General features: G+C 54.7%; 21 protein-coding genes and 1 other RNA gene. 10 read left to right on the plus strand and 12 right to left on the minus strand.

Annotation, left to right across the window (positions count from 1 at the left end; genetic code table 11):
* Window position 1: 1 nt before the first annotated feature.
* The 4 genes from SH139x_RS10120 (at window position 2) to SH139x_RS10135 (ending at window position 5,605) form a co-directional block, all read left to right on the plus strand.
* The gene (locus tag SH139x_RS10120; RefSeq protein WP_488355128.1) at window positions 2-1,387 is read left to right on the plus strand and encodes a DUF1552 domain-containing protein; all 1,386 of its coding nucleotides are present in this window, start codon (window positions 2-4) and stop codon (window positions 1,385-1,387) included.
* A 59-nt stretch (window positions 1,388-1,446) separates the two neighbouring features.
* The gene (locus tag SH139x_RS10125) at window positions 1,447-2,250 is read left to right on the plus strand and encodes a hypothetical protein (RefSeq protein WP_488355129.1); all 804 of its coding nucleotides are present in this window, start codon (window positions 1,447-1,449) and stop codon (window positions 2,248-2,250) included.
* 144 nt (window positions 2,251-2,394) lie between these two features.
* Window positions 2,395-3,801 (plus strand): Gfo/Idh/MocA family protein, encoded by a 1,407-nt coding sequence (locus tag SH139x_RS10130; RefSeq protein ID WP_488355130.1) that lies wholly within the window; start codon window positions 2,395-2,397, stop codon window positions 3,799-3,801.
* Window positions 3,802-3,808: 7 nt separating this feature from the next.
* Entirely contained in the window at window positions 3,809-5,605 is a 1,797-nt protein-coding gene (locus tag SH139x_RS10135) for a sialate O-acetylesterase (RefSeq protein ID WP_488355131.1), read from the plus strand.
* 370 nt (window positions 5,606-5,975) lie between these two features.
* Here the strand turns inward: SH139x_RS10135 and SH139x_RS10140 are convergent, their stop codons facing one another.
* Both SH139x_RS10140 and SH139x_RS10145 read right to left on the minus strand, forming a co-directional pair.
* Window positions 5,976-9,449, minus strand: a complete 3,474-nt coding sequence (locus SH139x_RS10140) for a protein kinase domain-containing protein (protein WP_488355132.1) — start codon at window positions 9,447-9,449, stop codon at window positions 5,976-5,978.
* Window positions 9,446-10,045 carry an RNA polymerase sigma factor gene (locus tag SH139x_RS10145; RefSeq protein ID WP_488355133.1) on the minus strand — a complete coding sequence of 200 codons (600 nt, stop codon included), beginning with the start codon at window positions 10,043-10,045 and terminating at the stop codon, window positions 9,446-9,448. Before SH139x_RS10145 ends, SH139x_RS10140 begins: the two co-directional genes overlap by 4 nt.
* A gap of 621 nt (window positions 10,046-10,666) precedes the next feature.
* Here SH139x_RS10145 and SH139x_RS10150 point away from each other — a divergent pair.
* Together SH139x_RS10150 and SH139x_RS10155 are read left to right on the plus strand one after the other, a co-directional pair.
* Window positions 10,667-11,335, plus strand: a complete 669-nt coding sequence (locus tag SH139x_RS10150) for an ImmA/IrrE family metallo-endopeptidase (protein ID WP_488355134.1) — start codon at window positions 10,667-10,669, stop codon at window positions 11,333-11,335.
* A 101-nt stretch (window positions 11,336-11,436) separates the two neighbouring features.
* Complete coding sequence (locus tag SH139x_RS10155; RefSeq protein WP_488355135.1) at window positions 11,437-12,633, plus strand: hypothetical protein; 1,197 nt, start codon at window positions 11,437-11,439, stop codon at window positions 12,631-12,633.
* 765 nt (window positions 12,634-13,398) lie between these two features.
* Here the strand turns inward: SH139x_RS10155 and SH139x_RS10160 are convergent.
* From SH139x_RS10160 to SH139x_RS10175, 4 genes are all read right to left on the minus strand, one after another.
* Window positions 13,399-13,926 (minus strand): winged helix-turn-helix domain-containing protein, encoded by a 528-nt coding sequence (locus SH139x_RS10160; protein WP_488355136.1) that lies wholly within the window; start codon window positions 13,924-13,926, stop codon window positions 13,399-13,401.
* Window positions 13,914-13,981: hammerhead ribozyme type II (locus SH139x_RS10165), an RNA gene on the minus strand. Before SH139x_RS10165 ends, SH139x_RS10160 begins: the two co-directional genes overlap by 13 nt.
* Window positions 13,981-14,295 (minus strand): DUF7678 domain-containing protein, encoded by a 315-nt coding sequence (locus SH139x_RS10170; RefSeq protein ID WP_488355137.1) that lies wholly within the window; start codon window positions 14,293-14,295, stop codon window positions 13,981-13,983. Before SH139x_RS10170 ends, SH139x_RS10165 begins: the two co-directional genes overlap by 1 nt.
* Window positions 14,296-14,510: 215 nt before the next feature.
* Window positions 14,511-14,762 (minus strand): hypothetical protein, encoded by a 252-nt coding sequence (locus SH139x_RS10175; RefSeq protein WP_488355138.1) that lies wholly within the window; start codon window positions 14,760-14,762, stop codon window positions 14,511-14,513.
* Window positions 14,763-14,902: 140 nt separating this feature from the next.
* On the opposite strand from SH139x_RS10175, the gene SH139x_RS10180 reads away from it, so the two are divergent.
* Entirely contained in the window at window positions 14,903-16,015 is a 1,113-nt protein-coding gene (locus tag SH139x_RS10180; RefSeq protein WP_488355139.1) for an IS110 family RNA-guided transposase, read from the plus strand.
* An 859-nt stretch (window positions 16,016-16,874) separates the two neighbouring features.
* On the opposite strand, the gene SH139x_RS10185 is transcribed toward SH139x_RS10180, so the two are convergent.
* Entirely contained in the window at window positions 16,875-17,732 is an 858-nt protein-coding gene (locus tag SH139x_RS10185) for an amidoligase family protein (protein ID WP_488355086.1), read from the minus strand.
* Between the two features lie 259 nt (window positions 17,733-17,991).
* Between SH139x_RS10185 and SH139x_RS10190 the strand changes: the two genes are divergently transcribed.
* The 3 genes from SH139x_RS10190 (at window position 17,992) to SH139x_RS10200 (ending at window position 21,127) form a co-directional block, all read left to right on the plus strand.
* Window positions 17,992-18,198, plus strand: coding sequence for a hypothetical protein (locus SH139x_RS10190; protein ID WP_488355140.1), 207 nt, complete (start codon window positions 17,992-17,994; stop codon window positions 18,196-18,198).
* The gene (locus tag SH139x_RS10195) at window positions 18,188-20,455 is read left to right on the plus strand and encodes a terminase gpA endonuclease subunit (RefSeq protein WP_488355141.1); all 2,268 of its coding nucleotides are present in this window, start codon (window positions 18,188-18,190) and stop codon (window positions 20,453-20,455) included. The genes SH139x_RS10190 and SH139x_RS10195 overlap by 11 nt, the downstream gene beginning before the upstream one ends.
* A gap of 210 nt (window positions 20,456-20,665) precedes the next feature.
* Entirely contained in the window at window positions 20,666-21,127 is a 462-nt protein-coding gene (locus tag SH139x_RS10200) for a hypothetical protein (protein ID WP_488355142.1), read from the plus strand.
* Here SH139x_RS10200 and SH139x_RS10205 read toward each other — a convergent pair whose 3' ends face one another.
* The 5 genes from SH139x_RS10205 to SH139x_RS10225 all read right to left on the minus strand — a co-directional run bounded on the left by SH139x_RS10205 (window position 21,128) and on the right by SH139x_RS10225 (window position 23,512).
* A complete protein-coding gene (locus tag SH139x_RS10205) occupies window positions 21,128-21,280 on the minus strand; it encodes a hypothetical protein (protein ID WP_488355143.1) in 153 nt (50 codons plus the stop codon).
* Between the two features lie 41 nt (window positions 21,281-21,321).
* Window positions 21,322-21,657, minus strand: a complete 336-nt coding sequence (locus tag SH139x_RS10210) for a hypothetical protein (RefSeq protein ID WP_488355144.1) — start codon at window positions 21,655-21,657, stop codon at window positions 21,322-21,324.
* 175 nt (window positions 21,658-21,832) lie between these two features.
* Window positions 21,833-22,828: a permease prefix domain 1-containing protein gene (locus tag SH139x_RS10215; RefSeq protein WP_488355145.1), complete on the minus strand. Its 996-nt coding sequence runs from the start codon at window positions 22,826-22,828 to the stop codon at window positions 21,833-21,835.
* Window positions 22,821-23,168, minus strand: coding sequence for a PadR family transcriptional regulator (locus tag SH139x_RS10220; RefSeq protein WP_488355146.1), 348 nt, complete (start codon window positions 23,166-23,168; stop codon window positions 22,821-22,823). Before SH139x_RS10220 ends, SH139x_RS10215 begins: the two co-directional genes overlap by 8 nt.
* A gap of 38 nt (window positions 23,169-23,206) precedes the next feature.
* Complete coding sequence (locus SH139x_RS10225) at window positions 23,207-23,512, minus strand: hypothetical protein (protein ID WP_488355147.1); 306 nt, start codon at window positions 23,510-23,512, stop codon at window positions 23,207-23,209.
* Window positions 23,513-23,845 lie beyond the last annotated feature (333 nt).

Genomic DNA, 23,845 nt, shown 5'->3' on the forward strand with positions numbered 1-23,845 from the left:
CATGAACCCTACACGACGTCACGCGCTGAAGAATCTTTCACTGGGCGCGGGATCCTTCCTGTTATCGCCTTTTCTGCGCCAGGTAGAACTCCAGGCCGCTGGCAGCTCGAACGCGCTGCCCAATCGTTTTGTGTTTGTTGTAAAGTCGAGCGGCATCATTCCCAATGGCATCACGCCGGACGCATTCAAGGGCAAAGATTCGAGCGGCAGTTTATTCAATCAGGATCTGACAAACGTTCCTCTGCCGTCATCAATGCATGCGCTGGAGCCCTTTAAAGATCAGCTTTCGATCGTGCAGGGGCTCTCGGGGAAAATGTGCCGTGGTGGTCACTCCAGCTGGTTTGGCATGATGGGTGTCTACATGACTGGCGGTGAGTTCGATGCAGGCGCGGTGATTAGAGCCACCGCTGATGCCGAATTAGCCAAACTCAACCCAGCGCCGTTTAATCATCTGGGACTGGCGATCAGGGGAAAAGCGTTAAGCAGTGACTATGGTGGGACCATGTATCCCGGGATCAGCGCCGTCGGTCCGGGACAGGAACTTCCTTTTCAGGGGTCTCCCGATATTGCCTATGAACAATTGTTTGGCTCAGCCGTTGCGGCCAGTAGCGGGGCTGAAAAGAGGTTCAAACTGCAGGGGAATCTGCTTGATTTCATGGTGGATGATATCAGGAAAGTTTCGAAAGCGATCCCCTCGTCGGAACATGGCAAGATGGACGCCTATCTCAACGCGTTTGAGGAACTTCAGGTTCGTCACAGCAAGTTGTCGAGCATGAAGGAACAGATCGCCGCCAACGCGCCGGGGTACTCTGACAAGTTCACTTCTACCGTCGAGGAGGTTCGTCAGGAAGCACAATTCGATCTGGCCACAGCGGCTTTGATTGCAGGCCTCACCAACGTCGTCACGATTCGCCTGGACAATGTCGATATGACCTACAAGAAACTGGGGATCGACGAACACAACCATGGCATCGGACACAACGAAGGCACGAAGAGCCAGACTGAATATCGTGAGATCATCCAGCATCATCATTCAGAGCTTCTGGCGACGATGGCCGGGAAACTGAGAGCAGTTCCTGAGGGTGATGGAGACATGCTGGACAACACCATGATTATCTTCCTCTCTGATTCGAGCGATAATCACCACGGAACCGGAATGGAGTGGCCTTATCTGATTGTTGGCGGTGGCGGCGGTAATCTTAAGCTGCCGGGTCGTTACCTGCGTTACCCGAAATATGGTGAAAAGAGCTGCCGGACCATCGGCGACTGGTGGACCACTCTGCTCAATGCCTATGGCAACCCCATCAAGTATTATGGCAACGAAGATCTTGTGCTGAAACAAAATGGTTGCTCACATGCTGGCCCACTTGAGGAGCTTCTAGTTTAATCGTGGCGCTGCCGAACCTGTCTTGTTTTGACGACTACTCCATATAAAGCAAAGTCTTAATGGTTATCTTGCGATACTTGAGTGTTTTGTTGATCGTTTCTCTTTCTCTTTCGGTTGATGCTCAAGAGGTCGAGCTCCCAAGTCGCGATGGAACCTTTTATCTGCTATCGTTTGGCGTTGGGGCGGCGATGGAAGGGCCTCCTGTGGATGATCTTTACGGGCGCGATGCTGGTTTTGTCGTGGAGGCCGTGAAGCGTTCACCTTCCGCTTGGAAGCGAGTCGAGACTAAATTCGTTTCGGGACTGGAATGTACGCCCGAACGATTGCTCGCTGAATTGGAGCGATTGGTTAAAGATACTAGGCTAGGCGATCTAGTTTTCATTCATGCCAGCACGCATGGAACGACTGAGGATGGCCTGTTGCGTTTAGATAGCGAGCACGCAAAGGTTATTGACGCAAACGTTCTTTGCGCCAGCCTAGCCAAATTGCCTTGTCCATCGCTGGTGACGATCGATGCATGCCAGGCGGGCGGTGCGGTGCGAAGTTCGTTGCCCAAGCAGAGTGCTTGGTTGTTGGGCTGCTCGGAGACACAATCGACCAGCGGACAAATCGACGATCCGAGAGTCCCTCATGGTTTCCTCGTTCTTGCAATGTGCGAGGCATTGCGCGGAGATGCAGACTCGGACAGTGACGGCTTGGTTACGATCGGTGAGTTGTTGAAGTGGGTCCCTTCGCGAGCAACGGACTTGGCCCGAGATGCATGTGAGCAAGACGCTGTCGTCGTGCTACCAGATGATCTTGCCAAGCTGCCGCTGACCCGCGCATTACCGGGCGAGCACAAGCCGTTGTGGACCGCGAAGTAGTTACAATTTCCGAAGCCGAGAGCCATCTCGCGCTGCGGCCTCGCTACCTTACAAGACGACGAGTCCGCCGTTGGTAGCCTCACGTCCGAGTACAATGTCGGTAACGCTTTCAATCACACTCGATCAAACAAGCCAGAGGTAGTCATGTTCCACGAAGTCTCTCGTCGACAATTTGTTCAAACCGCAGCGGCAACTGTTGGGTTGCCGATGATTCTGCCCTCAGGACTTCTGGCAAGACAGTCTGCCAATGAAAAACTCTCGTTTGCCTGCATTGGGATGGGTGGGCAGATGCGAGGCTATCTGATTCCAGAACTCAACAAGCTGGATCAGAAGATCGTGGCCATTTGCGACGTTGACAAGCGACAGCTCGACAGTGCATTGCAAGTCAACGAGCTGAAAGAGGCTCGGCTTTATCACGACTATCGTGATCTGCTTGACAAAGAATCTGGAGTCGATGCCGTGATCATCGCGACGCCAGATCACTGGCATGTGCCCATCTGCGAAGCGGCACTGAACGCAGGCAAACATGTGTATTGCGAAAAGCCGCTGGCTCATTCCGTAGCCGAATGTCGTGCGCTGGAGAAGCTTGCTGTGGGTTATCCGAGACTGGCGACTCAAACGGGCAACCAGGGTTGTTCGACAGAGGGATTTCGCCGCAGCTTCGAAGTCATTCAATCTGGGCTGCTTGGGAATATCACTGAAGTGCACGTTTGGCATCCGGCTCATAGCTGGCCGAATGGCGTCGATCGGCCAACGATGAGCGATCCGATTCCGGAGGGACTTGACTGGAATTTCTGGCTCGGTTCGGCACCCGCAAGACCTTACAACAATGACATCTACCATCCTGGCAAATGGCGAGGATGGTACGATTTCGGTGGTGGCTCGCTGGCAGATTTTTGCTGCCACGGTTTTCAGCTCGCTTATCGTGCTCTCGAACTGGATGCTCCAACGCGGATCGACGCAACTGGCGAAAATCTAGGACATGAATCATTCGCTACTCGCTGCACCGTTAACTTTGAGTTCGCGGCAAAGGGGAATCGGGGCCCAGTGAAGCTCACGTTCTATTCCGGCGACAACAATCTTCCGCCAATCGAAGTGACTCAGGGAGCTGTCGATTCAACCGGATGTCTGATCGTAGGTAGCGAAGGAACGTTGTCCGCGGGACTTTGGAACACCGGTTGCCATGTTCGACTCAAAGGGGCATATGAGTTTCGCGGAGCCGATCAGCCAGAAGTGGCAAAAATCCCCAAGACTCAACCTCGTATCGATACAGAAGTTTTGAAATGGGATCCCGCAAAAGCTGCCAACGGTAGTCGACCACGGTGGAGCAAGGTCAATAACTCACATATGTTCGAATGGGTGCTTGCTTGTGCAGGCGATGCAAAGTCCTATTCACCATTCGAGATCGGTGCGAGAATCACAGAGATCGGCATGCTGGGAGTTCTCGCGTTGCGTCTGCAGAAACCGATCCTTTGGGACGCAGAGAACTGCCGAGCCACTGGTCTCCCAGAAGCAGATGCGATCATTGATCCCCAACCTTCAACGAATTGAGTTTGTCATGATGAAACTACCTGTTGCTGCAATACAATTTTTCGGGGCGGTATTACTACTTTTTGCCCTTTCACCGAGTGGCTTCGCTCAGCCTTTGAAGGTATTCATCTTGGCGGGGCAATCGAACATGGAAGGGCATGCGGAAGTCCGGACTTTTGACTACATCGGCAAGGATCCGGCCACCGCCCCCTTGCTCAAGGAGATGCGCAATCCCGATGGAACGCCCCGCTTATGTGACAACGTCTGGATGTCCTATTTGACTGGGCCTTACGATGGCAGTGCAAATGGCGAAGGATTGGGGAAACTGACTGCAGGCTTTGGCGCACGCGGAGACCGACCCACCGAGAATGGCGGAAAGATTGGACCTGAGTTCACCTTTGGCATCACCATGGAGAAAGAGCTGAAGGAACCCGTCTTGATCATCAAAACCGCATGGGGAGGCAGGTCGCTTAACACCGAATTTCGCCCGCCAAGTGCTGGGCCCTACAAGCTGCCCAAGCAGATTCAAGATGAATGGGACAGACATCCGCAGGGCGCCCACGGCATTCCCAAACTGGAAGATCGAAAGAAATGGCAGGAAGACAAGGCTGCCGCCTCAGGGGTGTTTTACCGCATGATGGTTGAGCATGTGCAAAAGGTGCTCGCCGATCCGGCCCGAGTCTGTCCCGCTTATGATCCCAAACAGGGCTACGAACTTGCCGGTTTTGTCTGGTTCCAGGGGTTCAACGACCTCGTCGATGGTCAGACTTATCCGAATGGCGATTATGACGAATACTCGCGTCTCTTGGCTCACTTTATACGCGACGTGCGCGAAGACCTTTCTGCTCCGCAGATGCCATTTGTCATTGGCGTACTCGGTGTCGGCGGCGAGGGCGACAACGTGAATTTTCGCAAGGCCATGGCCGCGCCAGCCGACATGCCCGAATTCCAGGGCAATGTGATTGCCGTGGAGACTGCTCCGTTCTGGGATCGCGACATCGAAGCCGCAGAACCCAAGCAGGGCGAGTACAACGAGATCGTCGGCACGGCTCACACATTGAAAGCCGATGGCACGCTCGATACGCAGCGGAAATGGGATACGTTCTGGAAGCCGATTGGTACGCCGCCACAGGATCGAAACTGGCGCTATATCACAGTCGATGCTACCGAGGCGAAAGACAAATTGGAAGACTTCACCGACAGGAGATTCCGCGATATCAAACTGCCAGCCGGAATGGAGAATTGGTTTCAGCCTGACTTCGATGACAGCCAATGGGCAACCGGCGAAGCTCCTATCGGCAAAGGCGTATGGAACCACAGCGGGATCAAATTGGACAAACATGCTTCCATATGGGGCCACGAAGAATTCTTGCTCATGCGTTCCACTTTTGAAGTAGACAACCTCGATTACGCCTTCTATCGCATTGCGATTCTGGCGCGACAAGGGTTTCATGTTTACTTGAACGGCCACAAGATTCACACCTACATCTGGTGGAAGGATGAGCCGCAATACAGATCCATTGTTCTCGATCAGGAACAGACTCAATATTTAAAGAAGGGGAAGAACGTCCTGGCGGTTTATGCCAATGACCAATACTCCCCCAACTCCCCGGAACACTATGCCGCGATCGATGCATGGCTTGAGGGAATCACCAGGGCGGATCAGGAGAAGCTGGACATCGCATTGGAGGAAGTCCTTTCACCTCAAGACCGAGAAGCACTCCAGGGCGCATCCAACGGCGGCTACCATTACTTCGGTAGTGCAAAGATATTCGCGCAAATAGGAAAGGCCTTCGCCGAAGCAAACCTCAAACTGATGAAGTAACCTCGATAGCAAATTCCTCCGCGTATGGCCTGAATCCGCAGATGTTCTCCCCCGTGGCATGGCCGGTTGCTTTGGGCGGCGACAAAGGATAGCGAGCAGATTGGTTCGATGCATATTTGCAGGATCTCGGTATATAACCAGCAATACCATCGCGAGAAAACGAAGGCCGAGAGAAACGCTGAGTCGCGTTTGACAAAGAACTGTACCGCAACCGCAACATAGTCGAACGGCTTATCGGTTGGTTGAAAGAAAGCCGACGAGTCTTCTCCAGATTCGAGAAGACTGCGAAGAACTTTGCGGGTTTCGTTCGACTCGCCTTCATTAGACAGCACTTAATATATGACGTAAAAATTCAGTTTTGAGACAGAGGCTAGTACTCGGCAATTACCTTCCATTGCTCGTCGGTTTTGCGTAGTTGTACGAACCTGAACGCGCCCGGAACAGACAGCTTCAGCAAGACATCGTTATCAGCAATCTTGAATCGCAAGGATCTGTACAAGGACTCGCTCTGCTGATTCGGTTCCGTTACATAGTCACCCACCGCGACATCCAACTGCTCGATCTGAAACGAGTTGACGACCGTGCCAGCAATAAAAGCCGGCATGGGATCTCGTGCGGCCTGCTTTTTGAGAGCAACGAGCATATCATCACGCTTTACCGGTACCCCGGATTCGGTCATTTTCCCGGGGACTTCGAGCCCAAAATAGAATAAGCGGTTTCCTGGAAGCAATTGCACCTCGGCAGCGTAAAGTTGGTTCAGCTTCTTTTCATCGTAAACCATGCAAGCCTGGAGCAAGTCCTTCGCAAAAGCAGTAACTTCAGGAGTAGGCTGCCGTATGGCCGCCGTCTTTCGAGTCGGCCCCGAAATTTTGACGTCCTTAAGGCCCAACCAAAAAACAGGATGAGTCGTTGAGTCGAGATGGTAAATCGCGACGGGGCCAGCTGGAGCTAAGAGTGCGGCGAGTCCTCTGTTTTGAGACGCGTCCCCAATCGTCGCCTCCAGCTTTACGATATCTCCAGCCTTGAAGTCGAGTTGAGTAGTTGTCTTGAGCATAATCGCTGCGAGAAATGATTGTGCGTTCTGGTTGGCGGCGACTTTCGGTTGAAGCTGGCCAACACCATTAAAGGCAACAACTACGTCGAGTGCCAATTCAAATTCCCACTTTACCTTTTGCCCCTTCAACGCATTGTTCACTTGAAACTGAACGGTATCTTCGGCTGGGGACAGGTCGACAAATCCGCCAGCACCATCCGTAACGGGCAGAACTTCAGAATTTAATTCTTCGCTTCCGGGTATGACTGTGACTCGCTTTTCCAGCGATGGCTTATCGGGGACTTTCGCCTTGCCGACAAGCTCCGCAAGATACGTATCAAAGGCGACGATATCCGACTGCCAACCTTCGCTTGATCGTTTTTCTTTTTCAGGCTGGTCATCTTGTGTGACCTGTTTTGCGGATGTCGTCTGTGCGACGGAGTTATTCTGGACCTTTCTTTCGCGAATGATCTCCCAAGCCTTGGTAAACGGGGCCGTAAAGAGTTTCAACAGGTGCATCTCTCGTTCTTTCAATTGCGCCGTGTTGATCGCTGGATCTGCAGCGATAGTCAGATTCTTCCAACCGGTCTCTCCGAGTTCTGCGGTCGCGATTGCGATGGGATCTTTTTGCTTGATTCCCGGTGGCCAGATCGAACGCGTGACATTCAGCGAATTGGTGGTCGAAGTGACCTGATAGACGTCGCCGTAGTATGGCAAAAAGACGTAGTAATGATGTTCATCCGCTAGGAGGGCTGATAAGGACGTATCGAGGTCCGCTACTTTTAGGAAAGACTTAGGGTCAGCATTGTCAACCACATGCTCACCAGCGTAGACACCATTTTTGTCCTTGATGACAGATTGGTGAATTGCCTGAAACGTCGGCGCATCATATCCGGTGATTTTTGTATTGCCTTTCCAAACGTTACGGCGATCTGCAGCGTACGGACTGTCATCGCCAAAAGTGCGAAACGTATCGAGATCGGCACCATCCAGCGGCGTCATCGACCAATAGGCTCGATTCGCGTCCCGATAAAACGCCTGTTCTAGATGTCGGAACGTCTTTGCATCGGCGCCAGAAATCTTTTCTCTCTGATACCAAACGCTCTTGGCATCTTTCCAGACAAATCCCGGATTCACAAGTTCTACAGTCTTCGGATCAACGCCTGGTAGAGGTTCTCCGTACCACCAAACATTCTTCGCGTCCCTCGCCAGATTGGTGCTGATAACCTCAAAGCTTTGGGCGTCGGCCAGAGGAAGCTCCACGACCCAAAAATGATCGTTGCTGATCCATTTGTAATAGACTTTGTTCTTGTCCTTGGTGTACTCTTCGCTCAGTGCTTTGAAGCTCGCGGCGTCGACATTCGTACATAGACTTACCTTTAAGTTGGCAGTCTTCGCAAACCTGTCGAAATCTTTTTTACCGGCTTGATCGATGCGTTGTTTATCAAAATAGATGAAGTCGCCCTGCCGCGAGTAACCATGTCCTAGAACTTCCGCTTGTGTTTCATCAAATTGCGTGAAAGTTCCTGAGGTTCCGGCTTGAAAAAACAGCCCCACAGCAACGGCCGTCAATAGACTCAGCATTATTAGTACTCCGAAAGTAAGTTGGTAATGTCTTGAGATTGCATGTTTTTGAAAAGTCGGCTGTTGTAGTGTTGATAATCGGGAAGGCAGCCTAAAGTTTCCTGGTTGTTGTACGTGGCTTAAGCACGCTTCGAGCAGTTCATGAACTTCACTTGCGGAATCGAAGCGTTCCGTTTTTGCTTTAGCCATCAATTTCTCGATGATTAGCACCAGCCACTCCGGAGTGTCGGGATTCAGTTCACGAATCGGCGTCGCAACTTCGTCACTGATTCTTCTCATCACAGCGTAAGAAGATTCAGCTCTGAACGGTGGCCGCCCGGTACACATGGTGTACAGCATGCTGCCGAGACTGAACAAATCGCTGCGCGCATCAACACTTTGTCCGGCTGCTTGTTCGGGTGACATGTACTGTGGCGTACCGGGATGGAATCCAGTGCGAGTCAGGCTGGCATCATCGGCGGCGCGTGCGAGTCCAAAGTCGCTGATCAAAGCGCGGTCGACATCTTCTTCCAGCAGGATGTTCGAAGGTTTGATATCGCGATGCACGATGCCCTGTTGATGGGCGGCTGACAAGCCATCAGCGACCTGCATGCCGATCCGCAGAATCTCACACAATTCAAGTGCTCCATCGCGATCTATGCGAGCTTGCAACGATTCGCCGGATACATACTGCATCACGATGAATGGTGATTCACGCTCTGTCTCAACATTGTGAATTGGCACCACGTGTGGATGCACAACTGCCGCAGCCGCGCGAGCTTCGCGTGCGAACCGTTTCCGAGCAGACCCGCTGCTTGCGAGATAGGGAGCCAGCAGTTTAATCGCGACGGGTCGATTCAGTTCCGTATCGAATGCTTTGAAGACGACTCCCATTCCGCCAGAGCCGATCAATCGTTCGACTTCGTATCGCCCCAGTCTTCCGAGCATTTCCGGATGCGTAGGCGGTGAAAGCAACTGCTTGGCCATCGACTCGGTCCAGTGAATGGCTGATTGCTCCAGGTTCACAGACGGAAAGCAGCGTTGTTGATCTGAACTGACGGCTTCCGAGATCGCGACTTTCACATCATGCCACATCGCCGCCGTTCCGGCCAGTTCGCTGAGCCGTTCTTGGCAGCGTGTGCAGGTTTCGACATGCGCGAGCAGCTCCTCGCTTGGCTCCGATGACTGGTCATGCCGAAGGATTGCTTCGAGCGGCGCGTCATCACAAGTAACTTGCTTGTTGTTCATAGTTGGGCCTGATACTGCTGGACAAGTTGCTTGATCCGTGCCATTACACGAGTGCGTGCGAAATAAATGTTGCCAGGGCGAGTGTTGAGCTTCGCCGCTGCCGCTTCGACGGACAATTCCTCGATACTCGTCAGCCAGAATGCCTGCCAAGTGTGCTCGGCCACCGACTCGCGCACTCGCTCCGCTGCCCACTGAAAGACCGTTCGCTCATACTCGAGATCGAGAGCACTGGAGAGTTCAGAGGGTGCCGGCAAATTTGCTAAGTGGACCTGGAGCTCGCTACCGTCGCGTCCCAGGGAGCGAGTGGCTTTTTGCGTGATCATGTCGACAGCGGCATTGCGGGTGATTCGCAATAGCCATGCACGGAAACTGCCACGGTCATCTCGCTCGAGCCATTTGGAGATCGAGCTGGCAACCGCCATGAACACTTCCTGAACCAGATTGTCCGCGTCCGCCGCTTGAAAGCCGCGGCTCGTGGCGACATTAAAGACGACGGGACCGTAAATTGTCGCGAACTCATCCCACGCTGCCATATCTTCCGCGTCTTGAAGCCGCAGAATCAAACTGGCTCGGGTTAGTTCGTGGTTTGGGTTCATGCATTCGTCGGTCAACGGGATCGATTCGCTTCTACCAGCAAGACTGAATTAGGAATTGAGATCTTGCGCTCGGAGCACTTATTTTTGCAAATTTTTTTCCGATCGCATTGAATGTTTGCTTCTTGGCTTGTCCAAATGCTGCGGATTACCGAGTTTTTGCAATTGTTGCCGACCTAAGGAAGCAAGCAGAGACTGAACGCAACGCGATTTTGGTGTACCAGCATTCGCCGTCTGTCTTCCAGAAACGGACCCCTGCGTTGCGAACTTTTCCCGTGAGTTATGAGTCGTCACTCAATTGTTTTGCATAGATAGATCTGGGAGGGATGCCATTTTGGTTCCCTCTAAGCTTTTTCCATCGAGAACGATCATTGAAGCTTATCCGTTCGACTATCTTCCCGCTGACGAGGACATGCCGAACGATCCGGCATCGGTTCGCTTTCGATCGATCGCTTAGATCATGCTTCTCGGTATCCACCGATGTTGGACTGCAGGCCGCCCATTGCTGGGGGATCCGCAGCAAATATGCGAAGCAGATGAACCTGTTTTGGACAATCTCGAAGACTCAATTTGCCGAGCCGCTTGAGCTCTTTGCCGACCGGCGGGATTCCGCGACGGAAGCCGATGGCGTCAGCTCCGACTGAGGATAGGTACGAGCGGTTGGTGCGGATGCCGACGGTCGCGCCGGTCGAAGTCGAAGACATTGCGACGAGCTTGCTGGAATTGGAATTCGAGTTCGTTGACCTGCAATCGCGGTTTGCCGACCGCATTCACGGTGCGACATGGCTGCGTCGCGGGCTGATTATGTTCGATCACGAAATCAACCCTGACGTGTGGCCATTGATGCTGCCGCGGTTCAATTTCACATTTGGGCACGAACTTGGCCACTGGATTTTGCATCGTCATTACTTTGTCGACCACGATGGCAATCCGATGTTGTTTGGCGATGAGGAGATGCCGGAAGTGATTCATCGATCCGATGGTCGTCGATCACAGATTGAGCGGCAGGCTGATGCGTTTGCGGCGTGCTTGTTGATGCCCAAACGGCTGATGCTGGCGGCATGGAGAGAGCTGACTGGCGGCGACGAGCCAGTCAGCGAAGTAGAAATTCAACGGCGAGTTCCGAACGTTGACTCGAATCGGATTTCGTTTGTTGATGGGGACGATGTTGGATCGGTCGATCCGATACGGTTGCGTCGCGAGACGTTTTGCGATCCGTTGGCGGCTAAGTTCGCTGTGTCCCCTGAGGCGATGCGGATCCAGTTGGAAACGATGGGTTTGTTCGTGGAGTGAGTGACTCCGAGAGGGTTAGTACGTTCCTCCGTTGGGGAGCGTTTTTTTCGGCTAGATATGAAGTATGTACTTTAGACCAAAGATTGGGAGGTTTATGTTCGATGACAAGCAGTTTTAATCCGCGGACGGTTCTGCGGCAGACGTCTAACGGGTTGTTGGCGGAGATGTTTTCGGTACTGGAAATTCCGATTCGGTTGAATTGGTCGGAATTGGCGAAGACGGATGTGGACACGATATTTGCGGCGTATCTGGCATTAGACGACGGGTACCGGCAACAGGCCGAATTGATGCTGCACGATCTTCATTCGATGGTGAACGAGGAATCGCAGATGGTGATTTTTCGGCAGTGTCATCGTGCCGGCGAGCACGAGTTTTTGAAGGAACTGGAACGTTGCGAAAGCCGTTATGACGTGGCTTTGTTGACTCGGATCAGCAAACCGGCAGTCTGGCGTGCGGCGACGCGGTTTGCTTTGGCAGATCGTGTGATCGGAGGACGGTCGTCGTACCGGCGGATCGATCTGCCACCGGCCACGCCTCGAACGTCGCAGGAACAATTGGACTCGTTTGCGAATGCTTTGTCTGCGTTCTATTCGTCCAAACAGGGGCGCGGCCGGCGTTGCGTGACGGAGTATTGGCAGCGTGACGATGGATTGCACTATGTGTTCGCCAGCTTGGACAATTATCGGCAATCGGTCGTGAAGTTGGTTGATGGCGGCGATGATTTTGAGCGGGTGTGCCAGACACATGTGTTTGAAAACGTATTCGTGTACGACGAGAAAAATCACACCACGGACGTCTACGCTCTCGGCGGCAAACCGGTGCTGGAACCGCTGACGATGATTCTGGGACGCGAGATCATGGGCATCGAGTTGCCGCCGGAAGATCCCAGCTCCCAACCGTTCGTGTTGAACGTATTGCTGGATCCGGCGTTCAAGTTTGTGACGCAACCAATGGATGGAGTGAAGGAGGTTTTGATCGAATCGGCGGAGGTGCGGATCTTCGGACCGGACGATGACTTGACCTTTGGTCCGAACTCGGAGTACGGACGTGGAGGGTTCCAGCGAATGATCGACGAGTACATTCGCAAAGATCGCGCACCACGATCAAACATGAACATCAAGAACGTCCGGATACGTTTTAACCTTGAGAATGGTCACAAGTTCCATGTGAACATCAGAAGATCGAACAACAGCAACTTGAAATCGCTGGCGACGCCGGATCGTCGGCTGGCTGAAAAGTACCTTCGCGCATGGAGGATCGATCGTGCAAACGATTGCAAGACTTCTGCTGCTGCTTAATTGTCAACCGGAAGCGAGGGTGGGCAGCGACAGTCTACGTTTGATGACGTGCGGCTCGGTGGATGATTTGATCCAGACGGGTGTCTTGGCTGAATTGCCTCCGGTCGACTACATTAACCCCGACTATTGCGCCGAGTGCTCTAGTCACGAGGTGTTTGAATCAGAGACGCCTGACGGGCCACGGCTGTTTGACGCTTGCGCCTACGGGGAGGTGGATGGTGAGATTCCTCCGGATCGGTTGAGGCGTTGGTCCATTGACGCTCGCGGGATTGCGGGTGTGCTCGCCGGCTCGATTCCCGGCGGCGCGGTGGAGACGTTGCTACCCGGAGGAGCTTGGCGGATCGGCGATGTGCAAATCGGTGGTGAACCGTTCATGATTGTGCTGTGCCTTGCGAAGTCGGCCGAACAACTGGCCGAGCGCAGCGGTGCATCCCGAATGCTCTTGATCGGCGATCAACTTCCGCCGGACGGCTTCGCTGGTTCTTTGACGATCGAAGAAGCGTTTTCATTCGCTGATGGGAAGGTTGCGATTCGCGAGCATCGGCTGCGCCAGTTGATCCCACTCTCGAACGTCGGCACCGGAAACGCGTTCTATCGCAAGGGGCAAATGTGGGTGGTGCGATTCGGCGGCGAGGAGGTCTTTCTGGAGAACAACGTCGGGCCTCTCTACATCGCTCGTTTGCTGTCTGGTTCCGGCGTTGCCGTTTCCCCTTCCGCAAGGTCCTCGATTTGTCGAACGTCTCCGATAAACATCTCCCCGGCCTCCTATGCCCGAACGGTGAAGCGACCGCGTTCCGTTTTCACGAATCGGCTTTCGTCGCCGCGCTTCAAATCGCGAAGGATCGCCGAATACAAGGTCGCGTGCGGGGTCTTTCCGCCGGGACTTTCCCAAAGGTTTTGCTCGACCATCGCGGTGATCATTTCCTGGGCGTTCATCGGTTCGCCGGTCGTTTCCAAAACCTGCAAAGCCGCTTTGACGCACGAAAGTTTTTTCTCGCCGCCGTCCGTGACGCTCGCGGTTTCGGTTGTCGGCTTTGCGGTGCGTTTACGAACGCGAGTTTCAGCGGCCGCCGCGGTTTGTCTTGCCGGACCTTGCAATCGGCCAGCGGTTTTGATTCGCACCTTTTTGTTGGTCGTCAGGTTCGTCGCGTCCCAACCGCCGGAGGAATTCTCCGCATCGATCCGTACGACCACCTTTTTGTTCGTGACGTTTGCGTAGTACTCGCCACCAATCTTGACTTCTGCCTTTTTCATCTTCGTTTCTCCCTGTTCATATTCGTGGTTGGCTGCCATCGTCAGGCCGATCGAACCACCGATCGACGACGCGAGTTCGTTTCGCGTTTCGGCTTATGCACCAAAGACCAAGTCGGACAATCCTTCGCAAAGAAAGTCGACCACCACCTGCACCTCGGTATTGGCCGCGGGCACATCCAAGCCGCGGTCGAAGTTGAACATCACCTTGCGGTCGGTCAGGCGTTGGACCCAAAGCTTCGAGATCTTGCTGCGGTTCAATTCGTACGATTCATGTTCTGCGTGTTCGGGGAAGACCAACGCGTCGAATCGATAGTCGTCGTTAATCTTGCCTTGCACCCAAGATCCGCCAGCGCCGCGGTTGCGGTTTGTGATCTTGGTAATGGTCAGCTCGAGGTCGTATTGGGTCATCTTTGGAGTCTCTTTTTGGGGTTGGAAAATCGTTTCGCGTTCACACACATGAGCCATGCGTTTCGGATTAGCTCAAGCCAATTCCGGCAGCTTTTTGAAATGTTTTTCCAGGTTTATTTGGGCCGCCGACGTTGCCGTGTGTGGCCGGCGGTTGAGCAGTGGTATGGTTCGCCAAACATGCCGCGAAGGCCGCCGGTGCCGCCGCGGCGGGCGGGTTAGACAACCGCGCCCAGCAGGCTCTTGTTCAGCCGGTCGAGCATCTCGCAAAAGATGTAGTGCTCTTCCAAAAGCGGGCCGTTCGGTCCGAGGTCGGCGTCCGCCTTCTCGAGGGCGTCGACCAAGGGGCGAAGCTCGTCGGCGATCTTGTAGTACGATTGGCGAATCTCTTGGTACGTTTCCGCGTCGAGCTTCTTCATCTCGGTTGCCAGGGCGGCGGCTTTGGTCTTTTGCGTTTCGTTCAGGGCCATGGTTTGGTCTCTCGTTGGAAAGGGTTTTGTTGTTTGCCGTTCGTTCGGCGTTACACACACATGAGATTGCATGTAGGCCTCGGGCCGTGAGCTACTTTTCAGTAGTTCCACGACCCGTCACTCCAACGAGGACTACTGCAATGCCGAGACACAATGAGCCATCAAAACCCACTCCTCGCAAGCGCATCAAACTGGATTCCGGCGAAAAGGTTTTCGTTGGGGTCGACGTCCACCGGAAAACCTACGCCGTCACGGTCTGGAGCGAGTCTCGCGGACTGATCAAGCACTGGTCGCAACCAGCGAAACCGTGTGACTTAGTCACACATTTGGATCGCATCAAAGACCACGTTCAGCGCGTCGTTTACGAAGCCGGCCCGACGGGATTCGGACTCGTTCGGGCGCTTCGCGAAGCCGGTTACAAAGCCGACGTCATCGTGACCTCGCAGGTGCTCCGAACCAGCAACAACTCAACCAAGAGCGACCGACTTGATTGCGGCAAACTTGCCGAACATGCTTGCAAAGATTTACTTAAAAGTGTCTATGTCCCGAGCGAACAACAGGAGCAAGACCGTCAACTCGTCCGGTTACGCGAACACATGGCTCGCAAACAAAGACTCGCACGACAACAGATCAAAAGCTTCTTGCTCAACTATAACATCGAACAACCACCTGGATTGTCTAGCTGGAGTGAACAGGGCTTTGAAAACCTCAAAGCGTTGGACATGCCATCAACGCTTCGCTATTGTTTCGACATCTTGATCGAAGATGAGAAACATGCGCGCGGTCAGATCGTAAAGCTCAACGCTGAGATAAAGAAGTTGATACACGAGAAGCGGCATCGTAAAAAGATCGAATGTCTTCGTAGCGTTCCTGGTGTCGGTGTATTGACCGCGATCACGTTTGTCACAGAATTGATTGATTCCGAGCGGTTCGACGACGCTGGGGAAGTGTCTCGTTCGCTCGGGCTTGCGCCCCGCGTCTACCAAAGTGGCGACCGCAGGCGTGAGGGCTCAATGATGAAAGATGGTAACGAGCGAGTGCGTACTATCCTCGTCGAAGCTGCTTGGCGTTGGGTGGCGGTCGACGATCGCGGCCGGCAATGCTACGCGCGACTATTGAAGAACACCGGTGACGCAAAGAAGGCGATCGGCGGCGCGGCCCGGAAACTGGCGATCATCATGTGGCGACTGTCCACCAGGCTCGAAATCTATCGTCCACTCGAAGCGGAGGTTCCTGAAACCACGGCGGCGTAAGCATCTGTTTGACACATCATCACCGATTCAAGCGTTCGCACGAATCACGCGAACCTGAAAAGAAGGCAGGATCGAACCGAGGGCGAGGTGACCGCGCAATCGCATGGCGGAGCACGACAGCAAGCTGTCGAATGCTCGATCATAAGCTGGCGGCACCTCAACACGATTGGGATGTTCCTCACGTATTCAAACAGGTGCTTCGAGCACGGATAGCAGCGGGATCTTTTTGGGCAGCGAGCCGAGTGGCACGTGAATCCAGTGTGGTGGATTTTTTAAGGCATGAACTCCGGTGTCCAAAGGGCTTGGGGAGCACGCTGAAAGTACGTAAACGCATCAACACAACAGAAAGCCCTCGACCGAACAAGCCGATCGAGGGCTCTCACTTGGAAGCACCATTGGCGCACCATCGGCTCGGCTATCCCTTGCGAAGTTGCGTCCCCGCAGAGCTTCGCTCCGTTTCACCGAGCACAACTAGCTTAACAAAACCCAACAAAGCACGCGAGCAAACAACGATTCATCGGGGCAGACCGCGAACATGGCTGAGAGCATTGGACTCTGAACATGAGATGGCGACTGCCCCGAATTTTCAAACTTTACCCTTGACAACCGGGAGGCCTCATAGCAGCCATGCGTTTCAAAGAAGCTCAAGCCGATCCCGGCAGGAATTCGCAGGGTTTTTCCATGTTTTTTGAGATGCCCGACGTGCCGCACAAACGCCCCGTGTCGCGTCCGTCAAAGATGTCGGCCCCTACCTATTACTTATGCCGTTTGCCCGCGACGTTGCCCGCCGGTCGCCGACAAAACGAATACACGCCGCGGGGCGATCCGCGGCGTGTGTCGAGCGGCAAGCCGCCGGCGATCAAATCGCCGCGTCGTACTTGCGGGCCAGGTCGAGAAGTTTCTTTTTGACCGGCCGGAAGTCGCATCCGGTTTCGCCGTTGGTCAGTTCACCGAATCGTTTGTCGCGAAGGTCGCCCTTGTACCAACCCTTGGTCCAACCGAGTCGGTAGAAGAGCCGGTTGAGTTCCGTTTCACCGTGGCCGGCTTCGGGTCGGTCCCAGCAAGATTTGGTTCCGGGTTTCTTGGCGTAGTCCCAACCCGAGCATCGTTTGGTGTTGAGGGCGAGTTCGGCCAAGCCGAGGATCATTTGGATGTAGCCGATCAGTTTGGTTTTGTTGAGCGTCCCGGCGAAGGCCCGAATCTCGATTCGGTTCTTGCCGCGGGCCAAGTGCGTCAGGTTCAAAAGGTGGTAGCGGTCGCTTTCGCATCGCATCTTCGCCGCGTCTTTATTGCCGTAGGTCTTGATTTGTTTCGCCCATTGGTTTCGTTCGCGTCGTCGGGTGCCGGTCGCTGCGTAGATCGCTTTTTCGTGGTTGGCGATCAAGGAAATCAACCGGGCCAAGGCGGCCGCATCGCCGTTCCAAGAAATCGTAATATGCAACCCGCAAGATTCGTTGATCCGCGCCCCGCGTTCTTTGATCGCGTCGACCGCGGTCTCTACGTTTCGCAGCCCTTCGTACCCGCGAAGGATCGGCGATACGAACTCGCAGGGTTTGCGTCCCATCGGCGTGCGGATGCTGCCGTCTCGTTCGGCCTTCCATCCGGCCGGCAGCCAAGCGACCGGCAATCCGTTGTGGTAGCCGCCGATCGGTGTGCGGTCGTGGCCGGGCATGTGGGTTTCGATTTCGATACCGAAGGCGATGTCGTTGGCGTGCATGTTTGTGTCTCCGAAAAAGGGTTTTGAATTCGTTTCGTTGACACACATGAGCCATGCGTTTCGAGACACCTCAAGCGAAGTCTGGCAGTAATGTTCAGGAATTTTGCAGCTTTCTTTTGACCCCCACACGCGGCCACGTTTGCCCCTGTTTCGCCGAGTGAAACATGCGGCCGACCATGCCAAACATGCAAAACAATGCGACAGTCGGCGACGTGTGCGGCGTGTCGCAAACAACCCCAAGCACCGGAGGCTTTCCGCCATGGAAGGCGAATCAAGAAGCGTTAACCCAAACCGTTTGACGGTCGAGCAACTGGCCAAACTTCTGACGAGTTCGTATCGGCAAATCGTGCCCGCCGAGCAGATTTCAAAGGACCTTGCCGACGGCGCACCGACCAACGCCGACGGCACGATCAACCTTGTTCATTACGCCGCTTGGCTATTGCAGGAGAAACACCGTGGCGATTGATATTCAACGGATGAAGCCGAGCCAGATCTGCCGGACCGTCAATAGCACGCCGCTCGGCACCGTGCTCAACGAACGGCAACTCTATCGCTACCGAACCGAAGCCGGCCTTCGCATCGGAGACGGCACGCACGTCGACCTATTGAAGTTCACCGCGTGGTTGATCGAGAAGCGACACGCACCGAAGCCACCGGTCGACGAAGACCCGTATGCGAAAGTCAAAGAGAAGGCTCGCGCTCGAAACGCCGCTGTCGCGCTGGCCGGCCGAGACATCGGTGAGTTGCCGGAAGTAGAGGACATCGAACGAAAAGCCAGAGCGGCCGGCAGTTTCCAATTCTTTTGCGAAGCGTACTTCGGTCTCACGTTTCATCTTTCTTGGTCGCCGGACCATATCAAAGTTATCCGCAAGATCGAGGAAGCCGTCGTGCGAGGCGGTTTGTTCTCGCTAGCGATGGCTCGCGGATCCGGTAAAAGCTCGCTTGCCGAAGTCGCCTGCATTTGGGCAGTGTTGAATGGCTATCGCGACTTCGTTTGTCTGATCGGCAGCGACGAAGGTCACGCCTGCGATATGCTCGACTCGATCAAAACCGAACTCGACGCCAACGAATTACTGCTCGCCGACTATCCCGAAGTCTGTTTTCCAATCCAAGCGTTGGATGGAATCTCCAACCGCGCCAACGGCCAACTCTATCAAGGCAAGCGAACACAAATCGGTTGGACCGCGAAAGAGATCGTCTTGCCGACGATTGCCGGCAGCAAAGCAAGCGGCGCGATCATCAAGGTCGCCGGCTTAACCGGTCGGATCCGCGGGATGAAATTCAAACGCCCCGATGGCAAGACGGTCCGCCCATCGCTTGTTGTTTTGGACGACCCGCAAACCGACGAATCCGCTCGCTCGCTATCGCAGTGTGCCAACCGCGAAGCGATCCTCGCCGGCGCAGTGCTCGGGCTCGCCGGCCCAGGCAAAAAGATTTCGGGCATCATGCCATGCACCGTCATCCGCCCCGGCGACATGGCCGACAACATCCTCAACCGCGATTTGCATCCCGAATGGAACGGCGAACGGACACGCATGGTCAATGCGTTCCCGACCAACGAAACGCTGTGGCATCGCTACGCCGAGATCCGCAGCGAGGGATTGCGGGCCGGCGATGGCGGAGCGACCGGCACTGAGTTCTATCGTCAGAACCGATCCGCGATGGACGCCGGCGCGGATGTATCGTGGAAAGAGCGATTCAACCACGACGAACTTTCGGCGATCCAGCATGCGATGAATTTAAAACTTCAAGACGAAGCCGCGTTCTTCGCCGAGTACCAGAACGAACCGCTGCCCGAAGAGACCGTCGGTGCCGATCAACTGACCGCCGAGCAGGTCGCCGCCAAAATCAATCACATGCCGAAAGGCCGAGTTCCGATCGCAGGCAACCATCTCACCTCGTTCATCGACGTCCAAGGCAAACTGTTGTTCTACGTCGTCGCAGCTTGGGAAGACGATTTTACGGGATACGTTGTCGACTACGGATCCTACCCCGACCAGCAGCGAACCTACTTTACGCTTCGCGACGCGCGACACACGCTGGCAACTGCAAGCGAAGGAACCGGGCTCGAAGGCAGCATCTACGCTGGCCTCGAATCCCTGACCGATCAACTTCTCGGCCGCGAATGGCAGCGTGACGACGGAGCGGCAATGAAGATCGGTCGCTGCCTAATCGACGCCAACTGGGGCCACTCCACCGACGTCGTCTATCAATTCTGCCGGCAAAGCCCCCACGCCTCGATCTTGCTTCCCTCGCACGGCCGTTTCGTCGGAGCGTCCTCGAACCCGTTCAGCGAATACAAACGCCGGCCAGGCGATCGCGTGGGACTCAACTGGCGAGTCCCCACCATCCACGGCAAACGCGCCATCCGCCATGTCATCTATGACACCAACTGGTGGAAGTCCTTCACGCACGCGCGACTCGCCGTCGCGATGGGCGACCGAGGTTGTCTTTCCATCTTCGGCGATCGCCCCGACCAACACCGAATGTTCGCCGAGCAAGTCACCGCCGAGTACTTCGTCCGCACCGAAGGCCGCGGTCGAACCGTCGACGAATGGAAAGCCCGCCCCGAACAACCCGACAATCATTGGCTCGATTGCCTCGTCGGCACCGCCGTCGCCGCCTCGATGCAGGGAGCGTTGTTGTTCGGAACCGATCGACCGTTTGCACCAAAGCGAGAGCGAGTTAGCTTCAAAGAGCTCCAACGCAAGAAACGAAGTTAACTCTACCGCCCGAAAGTTTGCTCTGGTCCCTATCGACAAAGGTTCCGGCCTCGGCCACCGGAGCATCGATTCGGGAGCCACTTTCCTTGCACAGGACGGTTCGTCGACGGTTCGTCATTACGCACTTACAGAATTCGTTACGCCAGCAGTGTCGAGTTCCAGGCACTGGAACTTACCAGCCTTGCTTTGCGCTGAGATGGAAGCTTTCGGGTGACTGCTGCGATCGGAAAAACGTTCGACCTAATTGATCAGACTCGCCCAGGTCCGCTCACTATTCATTCCAGCGAATCGCTGAATGTCAGCGATCAGCTCGTGGACTTCGCCGGCGACCCGAGCTTGAAGGCGGGGCTTGTTGCGTTCCTGGTGACGCTCTTCGACGAAGCGACCGAAACCGTGATCAACGATGTCGATCAGCAGGATCGCCGGGCCCAGGTGGAGGCCGACGGATCTTTCACGCTGAAGCTCAACGGCGAGGACAACGTGATCGGAGACCCTGCGAGTGTTGGCTCCGGTCGAATCGAGAGGAACGTCTTAACCCTGTACTGGCCCTGGCACGACGGGGGCCAGGATCGGTCGGGAATCAGCTATTCCGGTTTCGGGTCCAGACGTTGGTGGTGCAGGTTTTTCCAACGCCGCCATAGCGTGTTGTGCTGTGGTTTGGGGACGCGATAATCAAAAAATAGTTGTGACTGGACCGCAGACGGTGTGCCGGAAGTCGATGACGGCGGGAATGAAGACAGCAAAATGGCCATCATTGGATTTGAAGCTGTCCAGAAAGTCGATCCGCGCACCATCTCGAATCAAGAGGCAAATTATTTCACGCATTGAATCTCGGCTCGTGCATCGAGAAGTCAAAACCTTCTTGGTTATCCGGGGGGTGGTGATTGGTAGGGATTCCCGCCATCGCCTCCTTGGCTTGCAGTCTTGCTGCCCGTACTTGCTTGCACGGCAGCGCTTCTTACTGGAAATATCTGCCGAACACCCCATTGGAGGCCAAAGAGCAACATAAACAGAAATCCATACCAAACTGCTGTCAGCACCGGGCTTAGAAGCAGCAGAAAAGACCTATCAGTATCGCTGGCCCATTCCTCGGAGGCACGTTGCGCCTGGGGGGTGCCAGGTGCATATTTATCAATCTCTGCCGAGAGTTGCGCGTCAATGGCCCAAACGTAATTCGCCAAAATGAAAGTTCCGGCAAACATTGCGGCCAAACATACAATAACAACCAATACGGGGTGGACTCTTCGCCCAACGCAAAGCATCGCGCCCCAAACAAGTACGGGTAACGCGAACCAAGCAATAAGGAGGAAGGTTTGCAGCATCTATTTATCCGAGTTGAATTGTTACAGGTTGTATCGGAATCGTGCTAATTTCAACTCAATCCTGTACTCTAACCCGTTCGTCCTCCGACAAGTACTGGATGGAAAACCCAGAACAGAGTGGCCGGCTCCAGAATAGCGAAAAGTGTTCACCCGCGAGCCGAACGCCAGAGCGGTTGTTGCTTAGCCTTGGTCCGTTCGATGTGGCGTCCTCGGTCGTAGGGTAGGCTCCGTGTCGCTCGAAGGACGTATCCAAATACGCTCGCACAAGTTCCCGGTCGCCGCGAAAAAAAGCCTCCTCGATTTGAAAAGGCACTTCGATGGCCGCGAACGCGAGCAAGCCGACAACGAGGACAATGCGGCGCTGAGCTCGCTGTTGCATCGCGAACAGAAGGACGAGTGTTGCGAAGGCAGCAGCTGTGAATATAAGGACTGCTGAGACGGACGCGCGGCCCGAATCGGCGAGTGCGGGAACCGGCCACTCGCTTGGCTGTTTCGGATCCAAGGCTCCGTCTTCTTTGAGCAGGCTGCCGATGTCTATCGTCTGATGGGACTGGACTCCGCCCGCATTCAACCACAGCGCGAACACGAAGGCGAGACCGGCAGGGACCAGACCGAACAACCAATTACTTCGCCAGACGACCCGAGGCCAGAGAAGGACAATCACCGGAAGATGCAACAGTAAGACGCCGACCACAACTAACGACCCGGATGCTCCGTATGTTCCTGCACGAAAATACCACAACAGCATGATCAACCAGAAGCCTATGCAGCAGGCAGCAATGTAGCGGACATATGTCAGCAGCTCGCCACCGAACGGAGGGACTTCCCAGCGGACGTGATGTGCCAATTCATAGGGGTTTCCCATTTGATCAAGCGCACGACCAACGGCTTCATCCTCGGTGAATCCGTCCGAACGAAGGCGATTAACGTGAGCGTGCAGGTCTCCACGCACTTCGGCCAAAATTTCTTTCGACTGCCTGCCGGCTCGACCGAGAGCCGTTTCGACGGCCCCCAGAAATTCGTCGATGCGTTCGAGGTTGCTCTCATTCATGGATACATTCTTTCAACAGTGAATTGACGGCCTTTATGTATTGGCTCCATTTCTCGGATCGGTACTTCAGTTCCTTCTTGCCTTCTGCGGTGAGGGAGTAAACCTTGCGTTTTTTCCCTTTGGGTGGTGTCTCCCACTTCGCGCGGATCCAACCCTCTCGCTCGAGCCGGTACAGGACGGGATAAAGAGTCCCCTGTTTAAATTCAAACTCGCCGTTTCCTCGATCAGCAAGTGTCATCAGAATCTCATAGCCATACATTGGCCTGTCGCCCAGAAGCGCGAGAATCACCAGGTCGGTACTACTTCGAACCAGCTCGGAAGAAAAAATGGATTTGCTCATGCTTATATTATGCGTCGCATAATATGCGTGTCAAGATACTATGGTGTTTTCGGTAGTCGGAAACGAAGTCGAGTGCGGCGCGCAAGCCGATGATCTGGTGGTCGTCGTCGTTCGCAGCCCACGCTGCGCAGATGCCGCGTGAAAATCTCGCCATTGATCTCGACTGATTGGGGGGCCACATCGGTGGACTGGGCCGTGATTGCCGCTCGGACGCGTTTTGCCTGAAACACCGTACCGGCATCCGTCAGCTCGAACGCGGCATTCAGTGTGAACAACGCCGCCAAGGCCACTGGTCTGCCCTGAATCTCACCGGGGCTGATGACCACAGTTCGGACCGGGACCATCCGTGTGAAAAACTGGCTCCACGCATCCGAGACCGGTTGCTTTTCGGATTTGAACGCCGACGCCCATAAATCCATTCATTACCCAGCCCCTAGTTTTCGATTTGCCTTCCCTACTCCGAAGCCAACCCTGGGGGGGTTGCGACCGATTGAGCGAAGCCAACACCTCATAACCCAGGCGGCGCGAGACGGAGAGACAGCCGAGAGTTTGGGCCAGAAACGGGGCGCCAGAAGGCAAACAGTGTGAATACGTCGGGTCGCGCGCGACGCCGGGAGTGAGACGCCAACCAGCGTGAAAACGTTGCGAACCCTTGCGATTCCTGCAGATAAGCTCGC

It is taken from the genome of Kothea flammea, assembly GCF_052161645.1.
In the GTDB taxonomy this organism is placed as follows: Bacteria; Planctomycetota; Planctomycetia; order Pirellulales; family Pirellulaceae; genus Laterigemmans.